We start from the raw sequence: 20,725 nt of genomic DNA, 5'->3' as shown, positions 1-20,725 counted from the left end.
GAAGTCCTCGCGGAACGGGCCCGACATGGGTCCCCGCTTTCGCGGGGATGACTGAAGTGTCGTGAGCGACTTAGTAGATGCCACCCTGCCTCTGCAAGAAGTCGCTGTCGACGGGGGCCGCGGCCTTCGGCGCGGCGGTCGCGGAAGCGGTGGGTTCGGGTCCGCGGCGGCGCGACGCGCGGCGCGCCTCGCTCTGCGGCTTGAACGCTTCCCAGATGATGCCGGGCTTCACATCGTCGAACGCGGGCCAGCCGGCATAGACCGGGCGGCCGGACGCGCGATCGATCCGCACCATCCTGATTCCCGGCGGCGCGCGGAACGGCAGCACCGGCATCCCCTCGAACGCCTTCACCGCAAACGCTTTCCAGATCGGCGCAGCGAGCGTCCCGCCCTGCGCATAACCGCCTAGATTTTGCGGCGAATCATAACCGATATACAGGCCACCGACCATCTGCGGGGTGCCGCCGATGAACCACACGTCGGTCGGGCCGTTGTTGGTGCCGGTCTTGCCGAAGATCGGACGGCCGAGATCGCGCAGCACGGTCGCGGTGCCGCGCTGGATCACGCCTTCGGTGATGTGGACCATCTGGAACGCGCTCATCGCGTCCATCACCTGTTTCCCGCGAGACGCCGGGCGCGGCATCGCCTTGCCGTCCCAGTCGGGCGTATTGCAGCGGTCGCACGCGCGCCAATTCTCGGGCCAGATCACTTGACCCCGCCGGTTCTGCGCGTAATCGATCAGCGATGGCGCGTGCCAGCGGCCGTTGTTGGCGAGAACACCATAAGCGTTGACCATCTTGGTCACCGTCGTCTCGCCCGCGCCCAGCGCATAGGACAGATACGGCTGATAATCGCCGACCTTCATGTCCTTCATCAGCTTCACGACGTTGGTCATGCCGGTCGTCGCAGCCGCGCGCACGGTCATCAAATTGCGCGACTGTTCGATGCCCCAGCGCATCGTGTGCGGCCCCGCACCGCGCGAATTGCCGAAGTTGCGGAAGCATTTCTGCCCCAGCCGTGCGCCCTGATACACGCAGAACGGCCCGTCGACGATGATTGACGCGGGGGTCATGCCGTGTTCGAGCGCGGCGGAGTAGACGATCGGCTTGATCGTCGAGCCCGGCTGCCGCTGCGCCTGCGTCGCGCGGTTGAACGCCTGCAGCGAGGCGTCGAAGCCGCCCTGCATCGCCAAGATGCGGCCAGACGACGGCTCCTGCACCACGAACCCGCCGGAAATCTTCGGTACGGATCGCAGCGCGAACCGCCCGCCCTCCGGTGCGACCGCGATGATGTCGCCCGCCTCGATCGCGGCGAACGCGGTGCCGCCCTCGCCGCGCACCGGGGTCTGCGCGGCCCAGCGCGGCATGGTCGCGGTCTGGCCGTCGGCGAACCCGATCTGCCACGCGTCGCCGTCCCGCGCGATCGCGATCGCCGCGCGCCAGTCGTTATAGTCCAGCCCGATGTTCGTGTTGATCAACGCCGACAGCCAGCGGTCGCCATCGATATCGACGTGCTTCAGTGGTCCCGCCCAGCCGCGCCCGCGATCGAAGCGCAGCAGCCCCTCGCGCAACGCCTGCGCGACGAAACCCTGGACCTTTGGATCGAGTGAGGTGCGCACCCACAGCCCGCCCGAATAGACGCTGTACGGCCCGTCGCGCGCCGTCTCGCCGAACTTGTCGATCAGCTGGCGGCGCACTTCCTCGACGAAATAGCCGCCGACACGCTCGAACTTCGGCGTTCGACGCAGCACCGCGCCGATCGGCTCGGCCGCGGCCTGCTCACGCTGGCCTGCGCTAATGAAGCCGTTGCGCTCCATTTCGTTCAACACGTAGTTGCGCCGCTCCAGCGCGCGGTCGGTATTGCGGAACGGATCGTAATTGGCCGGCCCCTTCGGCAGTATCGCGAGGTACGCGAACTGACCCAGTGTCAGCTCGTCCAGTTCCTTGTCGAAATACGCGTGCGCCGCGGCCTCGACGCCGAACGCGTTGCGGCCGAGCGGTATCTGGTTGAGATACAATTCCAGGATCTGCGGCTTGGTCAGCGTCTCCTCGATCTTGTACGCAAGGATCGCCTCTTTCACTTTGCGGGTCGGCGAATACGCGTTGCCGATCAGCAGATTCTTCGCGACCTGCTGCGTGATCGTGGAACCGCCACGCGCGCGCTTGCCTGACCCGATCTTCGACGCATAATCGATCACCGCGCCCGCCAGGCCGGGGAAATCGACGCCGTGATGTTCGAAGAACGTCCGGTCCTCCGCGGCGAGATACGCGCGCACCAGCATCGGCGGATATTCTGCATAGGCCAGCTCGACGCGACGTTCGCGGGCATAGGAATAGATCGGCGCGCCGTTGATCCCGCGCACGTTGGTCGGCAACGGCGGTTCATAAGTGCGCAGCTGCTCGACCGACGGCAGATCGCGCATGAAGATCAGCCAGAACGCCCCGATCCCGATCAGGAACAACGCGAACAGCGCGACCAGAGCCTTGATCCAGCGCGATCGCCACAGCCGTGACAGCCGCTCGCGCACGCCACTCGCCTCACGGCGCAGCCGCAGCTTCATCGGTTCGGGAGGTGTCGACGCCATACTAGCGTCGAGCGTTTAGCAGGTTCGCGGGCCGGGGGAAGCGCCAGCTTGATCTCAGTTCCTCCCCGGCACGGGGAGGGGGACCAGCGAAGCTGGTGGAGGGGGCGGGCCGAGAGCGAACCGCCTGTGGCTTGCCCCCTCCGTCAGCCTACGGCTGCCACCTCCCCGTGCCGGGGAGGATTTGATTACGGCCAACCCTTTGAATGACGCCCATCATCCGATAGACGTTCGCCGATGCGCTACACCCCCACCCACAAGGCCGAAACCCGCGCCGCGATCCTGTTCCACGCCGCCGCGGGCTTACGCGAACAGGGCGTGCGCGGGATCGGGGTCGCCGCGATCATGAAGCGCGCGGGGCTGACGCACGGCGGGTTCTACCAGCATTTCGTCAGCCGCGACGCCATGGTCGCCGCCGCGGTCACCTATATGTTCGCAGAGGGCGCGGCGTTGCTCGACGCGGGCGAAGATCTGCCCGCCCCCGACCGCATCGGCCGCTTCATGGACCGCTATCTCTCCGCCTCGCATGTCGCCCGCCTGGCGCGTGGCTGCCCCGTCCCGACGCTTGCCAGCGAACTGCCGCACATGGACGACGGCGCACGCGAAAGTTACCGCGACGGCGTCGCTGCGCTGGTCGGACGGATCGCCGCGTTACTCGCCGAATGCGGCCGCTCCGACGCCGAAGCCCTCGCCCGCTCTATGCTTAGCGAACTCGTCGGCGCGGTGGCGCTGGCAAGGACGCAGGGGATAGCGGAGGCGGCGGAGACGCTCGCCGCGTCGCGGCGGCATATCCGGCTGCGCTTGGGGTTCTAGAATATGCCGTATGGACTCTGACCGACGATGACGAACGCCCCGCCGACAGAGTCAGGTATTTGATCCCGGCGTCTGATCGTTCGGGCTGGTCAGGCACACCGGCGGTATCTCGAAATTGGCGGGATCGATCGGCTGCCACGGCGTGTCGTAGAAGAAGTAATCGTCGAGCGCGAGGCTGGTGCCCGCGTTTAGCGCGGACTGCGCCTGCATGAACAGGACCGGGCGGCTCGACACGCCGTCGGCCGACAGCGGCGAATACCATGCCCACAGATACGTCCCCTGCGGATATTTATCGGCGGGCGGAAATAGCACCGAATAGACCGTTACGGTGGTGTTCGGCGTCAGCGCAGGATTGTCGACGATCGTCGCCTCGCACGTGCCCTGCACGCCCGGGGTCGACACCCAGTTCGGCCGCTCCTGCCCGAAGCTGAAATCCGCGCCGGTTTCGCACGCCTCGCTGCCGTCGTCATACTTCGTGTAGAGAAAGCCGGTCCCGGCGTGCGGTTGAGGCGGCGCGCTGGTCGGACCATTGCCAGTAAGCAACGATTCCACCGTCGAGATCGGCTTGCCAATATTCGGCAGCGACTGGTTGTAGGTATAGTGCATCAACGTGCTCTGCGCGCGATCGGTATAGGTCGCGAAGCGTGCATCGGGCTTCCACACATAAAGCGTGCGGCTTTGCAGCGGGTTGAAATTGCCGTTCACCGGGGTGGAGAAGGACGTAAGCGCGCTGTTGATGTTCCACACGAACGGCTTGTAGCCCCTCGGATTGCCGACGCTGAGGCCGGGGATGACCGGGTCTTCCCACGCGGTCGGCAGCGCTGGCGCATCCGCCGCGTCGTAGCGGGTGAAGCTGGAAAAACACGTCAGCGAGAACATCTGGAAGAACGCAAGCTGCGTCGGGTCGCCGAAGGTCGGCTGCGGCGGGCCGTTGCCGAACATCATCCGCACCGGATCGCCGGTCGCCGAATCGAACCACAGCCACGTCGCATAGGGTGGCGAATCGCCCGGCTGCGGCACCGGGATCACCCACCAGTCGCGCGACCGCGACGACATCCAGTTGAGCGCCGACGCCCCGGCGCAGCGCGCATTCGGACCTTGCGCGCCATACCAGTCGGACGGCAGCGACCAGCCGAGATCGATCGTCGTCCACGTCGCGCCGCCGTCGATCGACAACCGCGTTTCGGTCTTGGTCGTCACATACCACCAGTTGCTCTCGCACCCGGCGACCCGCGCGGAGAAGAACTCGTCCTTCACACAATCGATCGCCGCGATGCCCATCTGGAAGAACGGGTTGTCGGGCTTGGGATCGTCGGTCGGCGGCGGGCTGAACGGATGGAGCAGCACCACGCCGCTCCACGCATCGGGCATCGCCGGGGCGGGCGTCGTGACCGGGCGGAACGTCGGATAGGCCGATGGTGGGACCGGATCGACCGCCGCCCGCCCGGTCTTCGCCGAAATCTTCGCAAAGGCGGTGGCGACCGGCGCGGCGGCGGGATCGAGCGTCACCTGAATTTCGGGACCGAAGCTGACACCGCCCTGCAACGGCAACGCATCGTTGGCGGCGGAAAAGCTGCCCGGCGTGTAGGTCGTCGCCAGCGGACGCGCGGGGAGCAACCCCATGTCCATGAAGCTCTGCGCGACCAGCTCGGAGCAATAAAAGGTCGTCTCGTTGGTCGGGATGCCCAGCCTGCCCGCGATATAATCGAGCACCCACGGAATCATCGCAGGGAACGGCCGCCCCTTCACTTGCGCCATGAATTGCGTCAGCGCGGTGACCTGCGCCGCGTCGGGCGTGGCCGACAATTGGCGCATGGCGAAGCTCGCGCCTTTCTCGCTCGCGACATACAATTGCAGGAACGCTTCCAGCGGTTCGTACACCACCCCGTGCTGCGGCTCGAACGACTGCCAGATATAGAGGTTTTCGTTGCCCGGTTGCCCACCCTGCCGCACGACCATGCCGACGTGCGAATATTGGCTGTGGGTGATCCGGTCGATGATCGAACTGATTGTCGTCGTGCCGTGGAACAGAACGATGTCGCCCGTGTTCAGAGAGGGCGCGATCTGATCGAAATCCATCCGCCGGCCTTTCAGGAAAGTTCCGCTGCGACGCGGCCGTTCTGATAGCGAAATTTGTCCCCGGATGGAACGACGCGGACCTCATGATGCCCCCGAATAGTCCCGCCACGCACCGATGGACGTTTAGCCAGGTAAGGCCAGCGGCCGGGCGCGATAGGTTTGCAGCCAGCTGGCTAGATCGGCGGTCAGCAACCCGGTCACGCGACGCGCGCGGCGGCTGAGCGTGTCGAACGTCGTCGCATCCTCGTCGATCACCGCACGCAAGGTCTGCAACTGCTCGCCCAGCGTATGACTGCGCTCGGCGATACCCGCGAAATCGCCCTGCATCCGGATGCCGTAGATCGCAGCGCCGATCGCGGGCAGCGCGGCGCTCAGGATCGTCGCCGTGATCGTCAGCGGTTGGGCGAGCGGATGGAGTTGCTGCACCATCGTCGCCGCCGCCTTGAACGCCAGCAATCCGACGCAGGCGAAGGCGGTTAGCCCGAACAATATGGTGCCGAGCAAATGCAGGCGATGCTCCAGCCGGTGCATCCGGTGCGCATCGGCGTTCAGATACGCGATCTGCCCGTCGATCAGCGTCGTCAGATCGTCGCGCACGCTCGCGAGATAAGCGGGATCGACCCGCACCGAAGGAAGTCCGACCTCTCGCGCGGTCGCGCGGGCGTACCAGCCGACCCATCCTGCCGGATCCTCTCCGGCGCGCAATTCCAGTTCGCCCAACTGGCTCGACACCGCCAGGCAGCGGATGCGCTCGGCCAGCGCGCGATTGTCGAGCCATGCGCGGTGCCACGCGCCGCGCATTCCCGCCCGCGTCTGGATCAGGATCGTGCCGATCGTCAGCAGTTCGAGCGTGATCAGCACCGGCTTCAGACCGGACGGCAGCGCAAGCCCGAGCAACGACAGCACCACCGCCAGCGCGGCGAAGGCGAAGTTGGTCACATACACGCTGCGAAACAATTGCGCGGCCCGCGTCGCGAGCGAATCCGCGTGCGCGAACCGTGGCGCAAGGCGATCGCGCACCGCCGCGGCGAAGCTGGCGTCCGAGGTACAGATGCCGCGAATTTCGCCGGCCGGGCGAGCGGGATCGATCCGGCCGCCGACATCCGCGAGCCGCAGCCGCCGCACGCCCATGATCGCAAGCAACAAAGGATAGGCGAAGGCGACCGTCCGCCGTCGCGGCAACGGCCTTTCGAACCGCGCGAGCGCGGCGCGGCCTTCACGGTCTGCGGGCGGATCGAGCACCGCGCGAACAAGCCCCGCCACCGCCGACAGATCGCCCCGCGCGACGGTATCGATCGTCTGCTGGCCCAGATCACGTTCTTCCAGGCCATCCCACAGCAGCACCGGGTCGTGCCGCGCGGCCGGATCGATATGGATCACCGGAATGCCCTCCAACACGGCCTCCGCGACGATCTGCGGCGCGCCGCCACGCCCGCGCGCTGGTCCGCCGTCCCACACCGCGATCAGGACGTCGCTTTGCGCGAGGACGATGCGACCCGCGCGCTCATAGGCGACGCCCGCGCCATCGGGCGACGCGCGGTCGCCCGGCAATTCCATCACCGCCGCGCACCGCGCGACCTGCGAGAGATAATGGTCTCGCGCAGCGCCCACCGCAAAGTCCTGCGCGTAGTCCTCTCGGAAGAACGGCAACACGACGTCGACCGTCCATCCGCGATCGGCCGCCACATCCGCCGCGATCGAATCCGCACCGTCGGCCAGGCACGTGACCAGTCGCAACGCATCCCGATCGAGCGGACCGGCCGCCTGCTCGACGAGGCCAAGGATCGCGCCGATCGCCAGCCCCGCCACCGCACCATTCTCTACGCCGAGCCGGTCGAGCCGATGGCCCGTGACACCGATCCCCAATCGCGACCGCGGCACCAATCGCAAAGGACCGAGGCCGCTTGGCGCGGAATCGCGGCGGACATCGGTCATTCTGGCAAGGTAAGGCCAAACGCGCTGTCGGTTCAATGCGCGATAGGTGGCGGAGAGGGTGGGATTCGAACCCACGGTACCCGCAAGGGCACAACGGTTTTCGAGACCGTCCCGATCGACCACTCTGGCACCTCTCCGCAGAGGTAGTTCGCGGCGCGCAAACGGGGCGGCCGGTCGATGGAGGGCGCGCCTCTAACGCAAGCGATGGGGTCGCGCAAGCGGGTGTCGCAAGACGTCGCGACACAGGCATTGTTGCGACGCAAAGGAGTGACTAGATTGCCCGCATGAACCGCACCAACGCCACCCCCCGCGCCGCCATCGCCTTGCCCGACGCGCCGCCGGTCGCGACCGCGCGGTTTGCGATCGGCGAAGTCGTGCGGCACCGGATGTTCGATTTCCGCGGCGTGATCTTCGATGTCGATCCGGTCTTCGCCAACAGCGACGAATGGTATGACGCGATCCCCGAAGGCATCCGCCCGCGCAAGGACCAGCCGTTCTATCATCTGCTCGCCGAGAACATGGAATCGAGCTACGTCGCTTATGTCAGCCAGCAGAATCTGGTGCCCGACGACAGCGACGAACCGGTCGACCATCCCGCAATCGCCGGGCTGTTCACGGCGTTCGAGGATGGGCGCTACAATCTGCGGCGTGAACACCGGCACTAAGCGGGCGGCCCGGTTTGCCGAAGGCAAGCCGGGACTCGCCATGGCGGGCAGCGATGTCGGCGCAGCCGACTTCGTCTGACGGCGTGGGGTCCGGGGCATCGTTTTTTTGACGCCCTCACGGGCGTGAAGCGGTGCCAGCCCGCTCCCCCACCCCGCCTCCCAATCAGCATAGTGTCTTGGGAGGCGGGGTGGGGGAGCGGGCTGGCACCGCTGCATCGGCGTGAGCCGATCAAACGACAGCCGCTTGCACCGCTTCATCGATCGGCGCGGGAGCCAAACAAGAATCGTTGACACTTCGCCCCCCCTCGCCTAACCGCGCCGTTCCTCCCGACGGGCCTGCGCCTGGACGGGCATATGAATTTGGGAAGTGACTAAAGCCATGTTCGCTATCGTGCGCACGGGCGGCAAGCAGTATCGCGTCGCCGCCGGAGACAAGATCGTCGTCGAGAAGATCGACGGCGACGCTGGATCGTCGATCACGCTGGGCGACGTGCTGCTCGCGGGCGAAGGCTCGGAACTGAAGTCGACCGCTGGCCTGACCGTCGCCGCCGAGATCATCGCGCAGGCGAAGGCCGACAAGGTCATCGTGTTCAAGAAGCGCCGCCGCCAGAATTACCGCCGCAAGAATGGCCACCGCCAGCAGCACACGATCCTGAAGATCGTGTCGATCGGCAGCTCTGAAAAGGGGGCCGAAAAGAAGGCGAAGACGACCAAGACCGCGAAGCCGGAGGGCGACGCCGCCCCGGCCGCGCAGGCGTAAGGAGTAGTTCGAGATGGCACATAAGAAAGCAGGCGGTTCGTCGCGCAACGGTCGTGATTCGGCCGGTCGTCGCCTTGGCGTGAAGAAGTTCGGCGGTCAGGAAGCGATCGCGGGCAACATCTTGGTGCGTCAGCGCGGGACGAAATTCTATCCGGGCCGTAATGTCGGCATCGGCACCGACCACACTCTCTTCGCGCTCGTCGACGGCCGCGTGGTGTTCCACGACGGCAAGCTCGGCCGAAAGTTCTGTTCGGTCGACATTATGGCGGAAGCGGCCGAATAACATCGGGTAACCAGACGGGTTGCCCACCAGGGCGACCCGGGTTCCCGTAGCGGAACCAGCCAATCAAGGGAGACGGGTCCGCCCCGGCTCCCTTTTTTCTTGCTCCCTCGAAAACCGGTGTCGCGGGCACGTCATCCAGATGTGCTTGAGGCGCGCGCAGGCGAGGAGAGAAGGAATGTTCGCGCGGACGAGAAGGTTGACGCTTCGGCCCGGCTGGCCGGAGGATGCGACGGCATTGACGCAGGCGATCGCGCACGAGAGCGTCGCGATGAAGCTGGCGCGTCTGCCGTGGCCGTATGACGTTGCCGACGCGGAGGCGTTTCTGTCCGTCCCACGCGGGCCGGTCGAAGCGCGCTTCCTGATCCTCAGCCACGACCACGATTACCCGCGACTGGTCGGCGGGATCGGCCTCGGCGCGCTGGATAACGGTGCGCACGAGCTCGGTTATTGGCTGACCCCGGCGGCGTGGGGCCGCGGTTATGCGACCGAAGCGGCACGCGCGGTGCTTCACATGGCGCGGCACGCGTTGCCGGTGCGGCGGATCGAGGCGAGCCACCACGCCGACAATCTCGCGTCGCGTCGCGTGCTGACGAAGCTGGGATTCCGCGAAGTGCGGCGCGAACCGCATTACTCGCTCGCCCAGGGCCGCGACGTCGATTGCGCGGTGCTGGCGCTCGATCTGGACGCGGAGGACCGAACCGACGTGCCGATGGCGGCGTGAACCGTTGAAATCCTCCCCGGCGTGGGAAGGATTGAAATTCCCACTCAAACGGCCGACAGCCTGTGCCATGTCCGTCACCCCTCTCCCCTTGCGCAAACGCCTGTCCCCGGAGGAGTCGCGCGACGCCGCGCTGGAGGCGGCGCGGGCGTTGCTGGTTGAGGTCGGGCCACAGGCGGTGACGCTGAAGGCGGTGGCGGCGCGGATCGGACGGACCCACGCGAATCTGCTGCATCATTTCGGATCGGCCGCCGGGCTGCAGCAGGCGCTGATCGAGCGCATGGCGGCGTTCGTCACCTCGACGATCCGCGACGCGGTGCTGCGCCAGCGCGCGGGCGACCAGAACCCCGCCGAGATCGTCGACATGGCGTTCGACGCGTTCGATTCGGGCGGCGCGGGCGCGCTGGCCAGCTGGATGATCCTGAACGGCAACGAGGATGCGCTCGACCCGATCCTGAACGCGATCCACGACCTGGTCGACGATCTGTCGGTCGAACATTCCAACCCCGAACAGCCGATCGCGGACGAGACGCTGCAGTTAATCCTGATGGCGCTGGGCGATGCGCTGTTCGGCGGGCCGCTGACGCGCGCGCTGGGCGTGCCGCGGGAACGCGCGCGGGAGTTGGCGAAGGGGTTGTTGATGCGGGGGCGGGAAACAACCAAAGATTAGGCGCGTCACGGCAAAGCCGTGCCGTCGGTCGCGATGGATCGCGCCGGCCGGGCGCGCTGCTCTGTCGCTTTAGCGGTGCTAAAGCGCTAGGCAGCGCGCCATGCACTTTCTTGACCAGGCAAAGATCTTCGTTCGCTCCGGCCTCGGCGGCCCCGGCGCGGTCAGTTTCCGGCGCGAAAAATTCATCGAATATGGCGGTCCCGACGGCGGCAACGGCGGCAAGGGCGGGGACATCATCTTCGAGGCGGTCGCGGGGCTGAATACGCTGATCGACTTTCGCTACACCCAGCATTTCCGCGCGCCGCGCGGACACGGCGGATCGGGCAGCAATCGCACCGGCGCCGGCGGCGACGATCTGCTCATCAAGGTTCCGGTCGGGACGCAGGTGCTGTCCGAGGACAAGGAAGAGGTGCTGCTCGACTTCACGAAGGTCGGCCAGCGCGAGATTTTCATGCGCGGCGGCGACGGCGGGCGCGGCAACGCCAGCTACAAGACCTCGACCAACCGCACGCCCCGCCAGCACGGCACCGGCTGGCCGTATGAAGAGGCGTGGGTCTGGCTGCGGCTGAAATTGCTCGCCGATGCAGGGCTGGTCGGACTGCCGAACGCGGGCAAGTCGACCTTCATCAATGCGGTGACCAATGCGCAGGCGAAGGTCGGCGAATACGCCTTCACCACCACGCGGCCGCAGCTGGGCGTCGTGCGCCACAAGCAGCGCGAATTCGTCATCGCCGACATTCCCGGCCTGATCGCGGGCGCGGCCGAGGGTGCGGGGATCGGCGATCGCTTCCTGGGGCATATCGAACGCTGTCGCGTGCTGCTGCATCTGGTCGATGCGAACGACACCGATGTCGGCGAATCGTACCGTATCGTGCGTGAGGAACTCGCGAACTATGGCGGCGGGCTGATCGACAAGCCGCACGTCGTCGCGCTGAACAAGATCGACACGCTCGACGATGAACTGATCGCCGCGCTGTCTGCCGAACTTGAGGAAGCGAGCGGTGCCGAAGTGCTGCCCATCTCAGGCGCGAGCCACGTCGGGATCGACTGGGCGCTCGACCGGCTGATCGAGGCGATCGGACCCGAAGCGGCGAAGATCGCGGCGGACGACGAGGGCGAGGACGCGATCGAATGGTCGCCGGTCTGACGCGCCGCTCTTTAGCCGTTCGCGACCATTAGCGGCGGCGTGGCGTCGAGCGTCGGCGTCGCCGCCCCCATCACGGCCCAACGGGCGCGGAGCGCCGCGTTCAGATACGGCGTATCGATCGCCAGGAACTGGCGCGGCGTCATTCCCAGGAAACGATGCGAATCGCGCAGGAAGTGCGACGCGTCATGATAGACGTCGGGCACCTTTATGTTCTTCGCGCGATCGGGGCGCATCAGCATGGGCACGAAATGGCGCAGGAACCGTCCGCGCATCATCAGCGTCTTGGGCGGAAATCCGAAATATCGTTTCGAGACGCGGCGCAGGTCGTAACCATCGATCCCGATCCGCGCGGCGATGGTCGCGACATCGCCGACCGTGCCGTCCGCGATCAGCGCGAGGACCGACGCGATCAACGGCTCGTCGGGATGCGGCGTCGCCAGGCAGCGGCCGAAGACGTCGTCCAGGATCCCCTTCACATCGCGCGCCTGATCCGACTTCTGCAGGCGCCCGACGATCTCGTCGACGATAGGCTCAGGGATCACCTCGCGCAGCGGGGTCACGCGATCGCGAAACTCCTCCGCGGGCCGGTCGATCAATCGCGCCCATCCGAGCGCGGTCAGGTCCACGCCGACGGTTACCCCGCCGTGCGACTGCACCGGCATCGCGCGGCTGGTGACGCCGTACAGCGCGGGCGTGGGCATCGGATCGTAACGGCGATTGCCGATCTTCACGGAGATCGGCCCATCGGTCAGGATGAACCAGATTTGCGCCCACGCCGGAAGCATCCATTCGCCCTGCCCGCCCGGCAGATCATCGGAATCAAGGACAACATAGCTGGTGATCAGGGATTGCAGCGCGACCGCGGGCTGTTCGTAACGCAGTGCGGTGTGCGGCGGCAGGCCGAACATATCCGCCGACACGCCCGGCGTAAGGCTTCCGCTCTCGATCATTCCGCACCGCGCCCCGTTCGACCCGCGGATGTCATCGCTCCGCAAGTTCGTGTTCCTTCAACGTCATAGCCGCGAAACTGCAAATTTTGCGAATGTTTTGTCCGAAACGGGCGTAATATTTGGCGGCCGATTGATCGGCGGCGATCATCGCGACACCATTGGCGCGAACCGCCGCGCACAGTACGGCGCTGCCGATGCTGTTTCCCCCCGCCTCCGTCCCGCGATTGATCGTGAAGATCGGCTCCGCGCTGCTCGTCGATCCCGACGGCGGCGTGCGGCGCGACTGGCTGACCGGGATCGCGGCCGACATCGCCGAACGGACGCGCGCCGGTCAGCAAGTGGCGGTGGTTTCATCGGGAGCGATCGCGCTCGGTGCACGGCGGCTGGGCTTGGCGAAGGGCGGTCGTGCGTCGCTGGAGGACGCTCAGGCCGCCGCGGCGACGGGGCAGATCGCGCTGGCCGGCGTGTGGGCCGAACTGCTCGGTGCTGAGGGGCTGACCGCGGCGCAGATGCTGGTCACGCTCGACGATCTGGAGGACCGGCGGCGCTATCTGAACGCCGCCGCCACGCTGTCGCGACTGCTGCAATTGGGGGTCGTGCCGGTCATCAACGAAAACGACAGTGTCGCGACCGCGGAAATCCGCTTCGGCGACAACGACCGGCTCGCCGCGCGTGTCGCGCAGGCGGCGGGGGCGCACGGCGTGCTGCTGCTGTCCGACATCGACGGGCTGTATGATCGGAACCCGGCCGATCCGGCAGCGGTCCACATTCCGCGCGTCGATCGGATCGATGGCGCAATCGAGGCGATGGCCGATGGCGGGTCCGCATCGGGCATGGGATCGGGCGGGATGGTGTCGAAGATCGCCGCCGCGCGTATCGCTACCGCCGCGGGCGCACATCTCGCCATCGCCAGTGGTCGCGTCGATCGCCCGCTGTCGACGCCTGCGCGGCATACGATGTTCGTCGCGGAACGTGCCGCTTCCGCGCGGAAGGCGTGGCTGGCGGGCGGCCTGACCGCAAAGGGCGTGCTGCATGTCGATGCGGGCGCGGCGAAGGCGCTGACCGATGGTCGCAGCCTGCTCGCGGCGGGGGTCGTCCGGGCCGAAGGATCGTTTGCGCGGGGCGATCTGGTGACGATCGCCGGCCCATCCGGGCCGATCGCGCGCGGACTGGCGGAATATGATGCTTCGGACGCCGCGCGCCTGCTGGGACGGCGCAGCGAGGATCACGCCGCGATCCTCGGCTATGCGCCGCGCTCCGCGCTGGTGCATCGCAACCACATGGCGCTGCTGTGATCCTCGCGCTGACCGGCGGCACCGGCTTCGTCGGCCGCCGCACGATCGACCGGGCACTCTCCGCGGGGCACCACATCCGCGCGCTGACCCGACGCCCCCAGCCCGATCGCGCGGGCGTCACCTGGATCGAAGGCGCGCTCGACGATCTCCCCGCCCTCGCCCGCCTCGTCGACGGCGCGGACGCGGTGATCCACATCGCGGGCGTCGTGAACGCCGCCGACCGCGCAGGCTTTGTCGCGGGCAACGTCGACGGCACGCGCGCGATCCTCGTCGCCGCGGCCAACAAGCGCTTCGTCCATGTCTCCTCGCTGTCGGCGCGCGAACCGCAACTTTCCGACTACGGTCGGTCCAAACGCGAAGCGGAGCGCGTCGTCGAGGCGAGCGACACCGACTGGACGATCGTCCGCCCGACCGGCGTCTATGGCCCCGGCGACACCGAACTGCGCGACATGTTCCGCCTCGCGAAGCGCGGCCTCGCCTTCCTGCCCCCGCCGGGCAAGGTCGCGCTGATCCACGTCGACGATCTCGCCCGGCTGCTGGTGACGCTCGCCGGACGGCCCGGCGACCGGACGATCTATGAGGTCGACGACGGCGCGGTATTGACCCACGCCGATCTCGCGCACGCGATCGGTGTCGCGGTAGGGCAAAAGGTGCTGCCGATGCATCTCCCCGCCCCGCTCCTGCGCCTCGGCGCGAGACTCGACCGCGCGGTCCGGGGACCAAACGCGAAACTCACCCCCGATCGCGTCGGCTATCTCTGCCACCCCGACTGGACCGCGCGCGCCGACCGTCGCCCACCGCCCCACCTGTGGACGCCCTCCATCCCGACCGCAAAAGGGCTCGCCGAGACCGCCGCATGGTATCGCGCCCAGCGGCTGCTATAAGCGCGCCGGAAAGCCGCCGCATTTGGCTGTCACCACGCAGCCGACACCAGGCATTTATCGTCATAGGGATCCCGCATGAGCGACCGCGCCGCCATCTTCGACACCGTCAAGGCCCAGATCGAACCGTTCAACAAGAAGGGTGTCGCGATCACCGATGCGACCACCTTCCAGGGCGATCTGGAATGGGACTCCTTGACCGTCATGGACTTCGTCGCTGCGATCGAGGACGAATTCGACATCATCATCACGATGAACATGCAGGCCGAAATTGAAACCGTCGGCCAGCTCGTCGACGCGGTCGCGCGACTGAAGGCCTGAGCGCATGACCGAAGCCGCCACCGCCGCCCACGCGCTGCCGATCGAGCCGGACACGATCGCGCCCGAACACAATCTTCTCTCCAAGTTCGACCACCTGATCGCCGAGCGCGAGGCGTTGCTGGCGACCGGCGTGCGCGATCCGTTCGCGATCGTGATGGACGAAGTGAAATCGCCGACGATCGCGACGATCAAGGGGCGCGAGACGATCCTGCTCGGCACCTACAATTACATGGGCATGACGTTCGACCCCGACGTCATCGCCGCGGGCAAGGATGCGCTCGACAAGTTCGGCAGCGGCACCAACGGCAGCCGGATGCTGAACGGCACCTTCCGCGACCATATGGAGGCCGAGGCCGCGCTGCGCGAGTTCTACGGCACGACCGGCGCGATCGTGTTCTCGACCGGCTATCAGGCCAACCTCGGGATCATCTCGGCGATCGCGGGCAAGGGCGAATACATCATCCTCGACGCCGACAGCCACGCGTCGATCTACGACGGCTGCAAGATGGGCGATGCCGAGATCGTCCGCTTCCGCCACAATTCGGTCGAGGATCTCGACAAGCGCCTCGGCCGCCTGCCGAAGGAGCCGGGCAAGCTGGTGGTGCTGGAGGGCGTCTATTCGATGCTCGGCGACATCGCCCCGCTGAAGGAAATGGTCGCGGTCGCCAAGAAGCATGGCGCGATGGTGCTGGTCGACGAAGCGCATTCGATGGGCTTCTTCGGCGAACACGGACGCGGCGTGTATGAGGACCAAGGGCTGGACGGGCAGGTTGATTTCGTCATCGGCACCTTCTCCAAATCGGTCGGCACGGTCGGCGGCTTCTGCGTGTCGAACCACCCGACGTTCGAGGTCATGCGCTTCGTCTGCCGCCCGTACATCTTCACCGCCAGCCTGCCGCCCTCGGTCGTTGCGACCGCCGCCACGTCGATCCGCAAGCTGATGACCGCACACGACAAGCGCGCGCGACTGTGGGACAACAGCCGGACATTGCACAAGGGGCTGACCGATCTCGGCTTCAAGCTGGGCACGAAGACGCCCGAAAGCGCGATCATCGCGGTGATTCTGGAGGATCAGCAGCGTGCGGTGGTGATGTGGCAGGCGCTGCTGGATGGCGGCTTGTACGTCAACATGGCGCGCCCGCCCGCGACGCCGGCGGGCACGTTCCTGCTGCGCTGTTCGCTCTGCGCCGAACATACGCCCGAACAGATTCGCCAGGTCATCGAAATGTTCGCCGAAGCGGGGCGTGCGACGGGCGAAATCGCCTAGAACGGGTTGCTTTTCACCGCACGCGTGATCGGTTATGCACGCGTTGTGGGTGGGATAGAGCGTCTGGACGCGATCAGGGCGAACTGGCGCACCATCATGCTGGTCGTGATGGGCGCGTTGGGAGTCGCGACCGTCGCGGGGCTGATCGTGACGCTGGGTGAAGTGAACCGCCAGCGCGATCGCGCGCTGATCCTGCAATCGCACAGCTACGACGTGATGATCCTGGCGCGCACGCTGTCGGGCGCGATCGCCCGGTCGGAGGCGTCGCTCGGCCGCTACGTCATCTCGGGCGACAAGCAGCAGGGCACGTTGTATTTCGACGAATGGCGTCTGGCGGGTCAGCAGATCAACCGCATCGACCTGTTGACCCGCGACAGCCCGTCGCAAACCGCGCGGATCGCGCGCTTGCGCGCCGCCTATGAAACGCGTGGGGCAGAATTGTCGCTGACCGCGCTCAGCACCAATTACGGCAAGAACAACCAGGCGCTTTCCCGTTATTATGCGGCGCGCAAAGCGGTTTCGCTGATGCAGATCAACGAACTGCTGGACCAGATCATCCGGACCGAACGTGCCTTGCTCGATCGCCGCACGACCGCGGCGATGGCGTCGGTCGAACGATCCAGCCGCACCGCACGCTGGCTGTCGGCGCTCGGCACGTTGCTGGTGATCGGCGCGATCGCGCTCGGCTGGCTGACGATTCGCGCAATGACCCAGCGCGGCGTCGCGCGCGCCGACGCGATCCGCGAACGCGAACGCGCCGACGAACTGTCCGATGCGGTCGACGCCGCCACCGCCGAACTGCGCCAGCAGGAAGCGCGCCTGCGACAGGTGCAGAAGATGGAGGCGGTGGGCCAGCTGACCGGGGGCATCGCGCACGATTTCAACAATATGCTGGCGGTCGTGCTGGGCGGACTCGAATTGGCGCAGCGCAATCTGGCGAACGGCGGCGACGTCGCACGACATCTCGACAGCGCGACTGAAGGCGCGACCCGTGCGGCCGCATTGACCCGCCAGTTGCTCGCTTTCGCGCGCGAGGGCGCGATCAATCCCGAACCGATCGACGCGGGCGGGCTGTTGTCGGGCATGTCGAACCTGCTCGATCGCACGCTGGGGGATGCGATCACGGTCGAGATCGAGGACGCGAGCGACGGCTGGCGCGTGCGCGCGGATCGCGTCCAGTTCGAAAACACGATCCTGAACCTTGCGGTCAACGCGCGCGATGCGATGGATGGGCGCGGGACGTTGACCATCGTGGCGCGCGCGCAGACGCTGGCCGCCAATGCGCACGGTGCCTGCGCGGCGGGCGACTATCTGACGATCGCGGTCACCGACACCGGTTGCGGCATGGCGCCCGACATCGTGGAACGGGCGTTCGAACCGTTCTTCACCACCAAGTCGGTCGGCCAGGGCACGGGGCTTGGACTGAGCCAGATATTCGCCTTCGTACGCCAGTTGAAGGGCGAGATCGCGATCGATTCGTTGCTGGATGAAGGCACGACCGTCACGCTCTACCTGCCGCGTGACCAAAGCGGAGCCGCTGTGCCACGCGTGGTCGACATCGCGCCGCCCGCCAGCACCGCGAGCGAGGCGCTGACCATCCTGGTGGTGGAGGACGACCCGCGCGTGCTGGCCGCGTCGGTCGGCGCACTCGAGGAACTCGGGCACTATCCGATCCCGTGCGACGATCCGCTCGCCGCGCCGCAATTGCTGGCCGAACATGGCGGCGTCGATCTGATCCTGTCCGACGTGCTGATGCCGACGCAGACGGGGCCGGAAATGATCGCCGCGCTCGGTCCCGAACACGCGCATATCGCGGTGCTTTTCGTCACCGGGTTTGCGGGCGAGATGGGTGACGGCGATGCGTTCGGCGGGCAGCACGTGTTGCGCAAACCGTTCACCCTCGTCGGGCTGGAACGCGCGATCGACGCGGCGATGGCGAAGGATCGGCCGGTCGGCCCGGCGCAGATCGCGGCCGAATAAAGCGGGATATTTCGGCTGACGCGAGCGGCACGCACGCCTATAGCCGTCGCACCCCGCCTCGCGCGCTTCGAGTATCGCCCGCCTTCATGAAATCGATCGACCGCTACATGGCCCGGCTGATCGCGCTGCCGCTCATCTCGACGCTGGTCATCGCGGCGATGCTGCTGGTGCTCGACCGGATGCTGCGGTTGTTCGATTTCGTCGCCACGCAGGGCGGGCCGATCAGCGTGGTGTGGAAGATGCTGGCGAACCTGCTGCCCGAATATCTGGGCCTGGGCATTCCGATTGGCCTGCTGCTCGGCATCCTGCTCGCCTTTCGCCGCCTCGCCACGTCCAGCGAACTGGACGTGATGCGCGGCGTGGGGATGAGTTATGGGCGGCTGTTGCGCGTGCCGTTCATGTATGCCGCGGTGCTGGCCGCGCTCAACATCGCGATCGTCGGCTACGTCCAGCCAAAAGCGCGCTATGCGTACGAACAATTGCGGTTCGACTTGCGTACCGGCGCATTGGGGGCGTCGATCAAGGTCGGCGAATTCACCCACCTCGGCGACCGCATGACGCTCAGGATCGAGCGAAGCCGCGAAAAGGGCCGAAAGCTTTCCGGCATCTTCGTCGAGGTGAACACGCCAAAGGGCGACAAGCTGGCGGTGACCGCCGACAGCGGACAGTTCCTGGCGACCGACGATCCCAACGTCATCATCTTCCGGCTGACCAACGGTACCTTGGTCCACGATCGCGCCGGGTTCCGCGTGCCCCGCGTCCTGACGTTCAGCGCGCATGACCTGCCGATCGATCTGCCGAAGTTCGAAAGCTTCCGCGTCCGCGGCGGGCGCAATCTGGAATATACGCTTCCCGAACTGGCCGTGCTCGGCAAGACCGCAGGCAGCGAACAGGCGCGCGACAGCAGCCGGGCGGAATTCCACTTCCGCCTGGCCGAAGTCGCGTCGATGTTCCTGATGCCGCTGTTGGGCGTCGCGCTCGGCGTGCCGCCCAAACGATCGACGTCGGCGCTGGGCGTCTTCCTGTCGATCGTGATGATCGTCACCTATCACAAGGTGAATCAATATGCCGCGGCGTTCGGCGAACTGGGCCGCGTCGACCCGTTCATCGCGCTGTGGGTGCCGTTCGCGATCTTTGCCGGATTGGTGTTCTGGATGTTCTACACGCTTGCCTATGTTCCCGGCGGCCAGCCGATCGGCGCGCTGGAGCGTGTTTCGGGCAAGGCGGTGGCGGCGATCATGCGGTATTTGCCGGGCGCCAGGCGTAAGCGCGCGGAGTTTGTCGCGGCATGACCTCGTTCTTTCCGTCGCGCACCGTGTCCTTCTACATGGGCCGGATGTTCCTGATCCGCACGTTCGGCATCCTCGCCGGGCTGATGATCGTCCTGCTCGCGCTCAACCTGCTGAGTGAATCGGGCAAGATCCTGGCGGTTCCCGGCAATGGCGATGGCGAGGTGTGGCGCTACGCGTCGCTACGCGCGCCCGAACTGATCGCGTTCCTGTTCCCGTTTTCGGTGCTGTTGGGGACGATCCTGACGCTGATCACGATGAACCAGAACAGCGAGATCGTCGCGTTAAAGGCATCGGGCTTATCGGCGCATCAGGTGCTCGCCCCGCTGCTGGTGGCGAGTTTCGGCGTTGCGATCCTCAGCTTCGGGTTCAACGAACGGATCGTCGCGCGCGCCAGCGCGACGCTCGCGCAGTGGCAGCAGGTCAACTACGGCCCGCTGCCGATCGATCGCGGCGACCGGTCGAACGTGTGGGTGCGATCGGGTGACGATCTGATCCAGGTCGCACAGATCAGGGGGCGCGGCGATGCGGCGCAGCTGGGCGGGATAACCTTGTACGACCGCGAGGGCGGCATCCTGCGCACGATCGTCACGGCGCCGCGCGGACGCCGCGACGGCGACGGCTGGCGGATCGGTCCGGCGAAACGGTTCGACGTGGCGCGCGGCACGGTCACCGCGCTGGGCGACCTGACCGTCGGACAGGGCGTCACGCCCGATCAGTTCACGCTGGCGACGGTCGATCCGAACGGCCTGTCCTTCACCGCGCTCCAATCCGCCATCTCCGATCTGTCGGAGGCCGGACGGCCGACCAAGTCGATGGAGGGCGCGTTGTGGCACAAATTGTCCGCGCCTTTATCGTCGGTGCTGATGCCATTGCTCGGCGCGGTCGCCGCATTCGGGATCGCGCGATCGGGGAAGCTGTTTATCCGCGCCGTCATCGGCATGGGGCTGGGCTTCGCCTATTTCGTGGCGGACAATTTCGCGCTCGCGATGGGCAATCTCGGCGCATATCCGCCGTTTCTCGCCGCATGGGCGCCGTTCCTGCTGTTCCTGCTGATCGGCGAGGCGGTCCTGATCCGCAGCGAGGAATGA

The 20,725-nt window shown here is 66.6% G+C and carries 18 protein-coding genes and 1 tRNA gene; 14 read left to right on the top strand and 5 right to left on the bottom strand.

The features are described 5' to 3' along the window. Positions 1-70: 70 nt before the first annotated feature. Positions 71-2,584, bottom strand: coding sequence for a penicillin-binding protein 1A (locus tag M0208_RS14585; RefSeq protein ID WP_258892397.1), 2,514 nt, complete (start codon positions 2,582-2,584; stop codon positions 71-73). Positions 2,585-2,818: 234 nt separating this feature from the next. On the opposite strand from M0208_RS14585, the gene M0208_RS14580 reads away from it, so the two are divergent. Further along, complete coding sequence (locus M0208_RS14580) at positions 2,819-3,394, top strand: TetR/AcrR family transcriptional regulator (protein WP_258892396.1); 576 nt, start codon at positions 2,819-2,821, stop codon at positions 3,392-3,394. Positions 3,395-3,445: 51 nt separating this feature from the next. On the opposite strand, the gene M0208_RS14575 is transcribed toward M0208_RS14580, so the two are convergent. From M0208_RS14575 to M0208_RS14565, 3 genes are all read right to left on the bottom strand, one after another. Beyond that, positions 3,446-5,473, bottom strand: coding sequence for a YiiX/YebB-like N1pC/P60 family cysteine hydrolase (locus M0208_RS14575; RefSeq protein ID WP_258892395.1), 2,028 nt, complete (start codon positions 5,471-5,473; stop codon positions 3,446-3,448). Between the two features lie 123 nt (positions 5,474-5,596). Then, complete coding sequence (locus tag M0208_RS14570; protein ID WP_258892394.1) at positions 5,597-7,408, bottom strand: hypothetical protein; 1,812 nt, start codon at positions 7,406-7,408, stop codon at positions 5,597-5,599. Between the two features lie 47 nt (positions 7,409-7,455). Further along, positions 7,456-7,545: transfer RNA gene (locus tag M0208_RS14565), tRNA-Ser, on the bottom strand. Between the two features lie 147 nt (positions 7,546-7,692). Here M0208_RS14565 and hspQ point away from each other — a divergent pair. The 6 genes from hspQ (at position 7,693) to obgE (ending at position 11,651) form a co-directional block, all read left to right on the top strand. Continuing rightward, the gene (gene hspQ / locus M0208_RS14560) at positions 7,693-8,073 is read left to right on the top strand and encodes a heat shock protein HspQ (protein ID WP_258892393.1); all 381 of its coding nucleotides are present in this window, start codon (positions 7,693-7,695) and stop codon (positions 8,071-8,073) included. A 379-nt stretch (positions 8,074-8,452) separates the two neighbouring features. Next, positions 8,453-8,833 carry a 50S ribosomal protein L21 gene (rplU, locus tag M0208_RS14555; protein ID WP_258893270.1) on the top strand — a complete coding sequence of 127 codons (381 nt, stop codon included), beginning with the start codon at positions 8,453-8,455 and terminating at the stop codon, positions 8,831-8,833. 13 nt (positions 8,834-8,846) lie between these two features. Continuing rightward, positions 8,847-9,116 (top strand): 50S ribosomal protein L27, encoded by a 270-nt coding sequence (gene rpmA, locus M0208_RS14550; protein WP_258892392.1) that lies wholly within the window; start codon positions 8,847-8,849, stop codon positions 9,114-9,116. A gap of 196 nt (positions 9,117-9,312) precedes the next feature. Continuing rightward, positions 9,313-9,837 carry a GNAT family N-acetyltransferase gene (locus tag M0208_RS14545; protein ID WP_258892391.1) on the top strand — a complete coding sequence of 175 codons (525 nt, stop codon included), beginning with the start codon at positions 9,313-9,315 and terminating at the stop codon, positions 9,835-9,837. Positions 9,838-9,904: 67 nt separating this feature from the next. Next, positions 9,905-10,504: a TetR/AcrR family transcriptional regulator gene (locus tag M0208_RS14540; protein WP_258892390.1), complete on the top strand. Its 600-nt coding sequence runs from the start codon at positions 9,905-9,907 to the stop codon at positions 10,502-10,504. A 100-nt stretch (positions 10,505-10,604) separates the two neighbouring features. After that, positions 10,605-11,651, top strand: coding sequence for a GTPase ObgE (gene obgE, locus M0208_RS14535; protein ID WP_258892389.1), 1,047 nt, complete (start codon positions 10,605-10,607; stop codon positions 11,649-11,651). Positions 11,652-11,662: 11 nt separating this feature from the next. Here obgE and M0208_RS14530 read toward each other — a convergent pair whose 3' ends face one another. Further along, on the bottom strand, positions 11,663-12,601 hold the full coding sequence (locus M0208_RS14530; RefSeq protein WP_258892388.1) for a hypothetical protein: 939 nt from the start codon (positions 12,599-12,601) through the stop codon (positions 11,663-11,665). Between the two features lie 194 nt (positions 12,602-12,795). Here M0208_RS14530 and proB point away from each other — a divergent pair, with 194 nt between their 5' ends. From proB to lptG, 7 genes are all read left to right on the top strand, one after another. After that, positions 12,796-13,896, top strand: coding sequence for a glutamate 5-kinase (gene proB, locus M0208_RS14525; protein ID WP_258892387.1), 1,101 nt, complete (start codon positions 12,796-12,798; stop codon positions 13,894-13,896). Beyond that, on the top strand, positions 13,893-14,780 hold the full coding sequence (locus M0208_RS14520) for an NAD(P)-dependent oxidoreductase (protein WP_258892386.1): 888 nt from the start codon (positions 13,893-13,895) through the stop codon (positions 14,778-14,780). The genes proB and M0208_RS14520 overlap by 4 nt, the downstream gene beginning before the upstream one ends. A 75-nt stretch (positions 14,781-14,855) precedes the next feature. Next, positions 14,856-15,098 carry an acyl carrier protein gene (locus tag M0208_RS14515; RefSeq protein ID WP_258892385.1) on the top strand — a complete coding sequence of 81 codons (243 nt, stop codon included), beginning with the start codon at positions 14,856-14,858 and terminating at the stop codon, positions 15,096-15,098. A gap of 4 nt (positions 15,099-15,102) precedes the next feature. Further along, entirely contained in the window at positions 15,103-16,365 is a 1,263-nt protein-coding gene (spt, locus tag M0208_RS14510) for a serine palmitoyltransferase (protein ID WP_258892384.1), read from the top strand. A gap of 96 nt (positions 16,366-16,461) precedes the next feature. Then, entirely contained in the window at positions 16,462-18,345 is a 1,884-nt protein-coding gene (locus M0208_RS14505) for an ATP-binding protein (RefSeq protein ID WP_258893269.1), read from the top strand. A gap of 86 nt (positions 18,346-18,431) precedes the next feature. Beyond that, a complete protein-coding gene (gene lptF, locus M0208_RS14500; protein ID WP_258892383.1) occupies positions 18,432-19,637 on the top strand; it encodes an LPS export ABC transporter permease LptF in 1,206 nt (401 codons plus the stop codon). Further along, on the top strand, positions 19,634-20,725 hold the full coding sequence (gene lptG, locus M0208_RS14495) for an LPS export ABC transporter permease LptG (protein ID WP_258892382.1): 1,092 nt from the start codon (positions 19,634-19,636) through the stop codon (positions 20,723-20,725). The genes lptF and lptG overlap by 4 nt, the downstream gene beginning before the upstream one ends.

The sequence above is a fragment of the Sphingomonas sp. SUN019 genome, from assembly GCF_024758705.1.
GTDB lineage: Bacteria > Pseudomonadota > Alphaproteobacteria > Sphingomonadales > Sphingomonadaceae > Sphingomonas.
This window is presented reverse-complemented; position numbering and strand designations above follow the sequence as displayed.

Excerpts from the sequence above, each read along its gene's own strand:
- spt (WP_258892384.1), top strand. The coding sequence starts at position 15,103 with ATGACCGAAGCCGCCACCGCCGCCCACGCGCTGCCGATCGAGCCGGAC.
- rpmA (WP_258892392.1), top strand. The coding sequence starts at position 8,847 with ATGGCACATAAGAAAGCAGGCGGTTCGTCGCGCAACGGTCGTGATTCG.
- M0208_RS14585 (WP_258892397.1), bottom strand. The coding sequence starts at position 2,584 with ATGGCGTCGACACCTCCCGAACCGATGAAGCTGCGGCTGCGCCGTGAG.
- M0208_RS14530 (WP_258892388.1), bottom strand. The coding sequence starts at position 12,601 with ATGATCGAGAGCGGAAGCCTTACGCCGGGCGTGTCGGCGGATATGTTC.
- M0208_RS14540 (WP_258892390.1), top strand. The coding sequence starts at position 9,905 with ATGTCCGTCACCCCTCTCCCCTTGCGCAAACGCCTGTCCCCGGAGGAG.
- M0208_RS14505 (WP_258893269.1), top strand. The coding sequence starts at position 16,462 with ATGCTGGTCGTGATGGGCGCGTTGGGAGTCGCGACCGTCGCGGGGCTG.
- hspQ (WP_258892393.1), top strand. The coding sequence starts at position 7,693 with ATGAACCGCACCAACGCCACCCCCCGCGCCGCCATCGCCTTGCCCGAC.
- lptF (WP_258892383.1), top strand. The coding sequence starts at position 18,432 with ATGAAATCGATCGACCGCTACATGGCCCGGCTGATCGCGCTGCCGCTC.
- M0208_RS14570 (WP_258892394.1), bottom strand. The coding sequence starts at position 7,408 with ATGACCGATGTCCGCCGCGATTCCGCGCCAAGCGGCCTCGGTCCTTTG.
- obgE (WP_258892389.1), top strand. The coding sequence starts at position 10,605 with ATGCACTTTCTTGACCAGGCAAAGATCTTCGTTCGCTCCGGCCTCGGC.
- proB (WP_258892387.1), top strand. The coding sequence starts at position 12,796 with ATGCTGTTTCCCCCCGCCTCCGTCCCGCGATTGATCGTGAAGATCGGC.
- rplU (WP_258893270.1), top strand. The coding sequence starts at position 8,453 with ATGTTCGCTATCGTGCGCACGGGCGGCAAGCAGTATCGCGTCGCCGCC.
- lptG (WP_258892382.1), top strand. The coding sequence starts at position 19,634 with ATGACCTCGTTCTTTCCGTCGCGCACCGTGTCCTTCTACATGGGCCGG.
- M0208_RS14575 (WP_258892395.1), bottom strand. The coding sequence starts at position 5,473 with ATGGATTTCGATCAGATCGCGCCCTCTCTGAACACGGGCGACATCGTT.
- M0208_RS14580 (WP_258892396.1), top strand. The coding sequence starts at position 2,819 with ATGCGCTACACCCCCACCCACAAGGCCGAAACCCGCGCCGCGATCCTG.
- M0208_RS14515 (WP_258892385.1), top strand. The coding sequence starts at position 14,856 with ATGAGCGACCGCGCCGCCATCTTCGACACCGTCAAGGCCCAGATCGAA.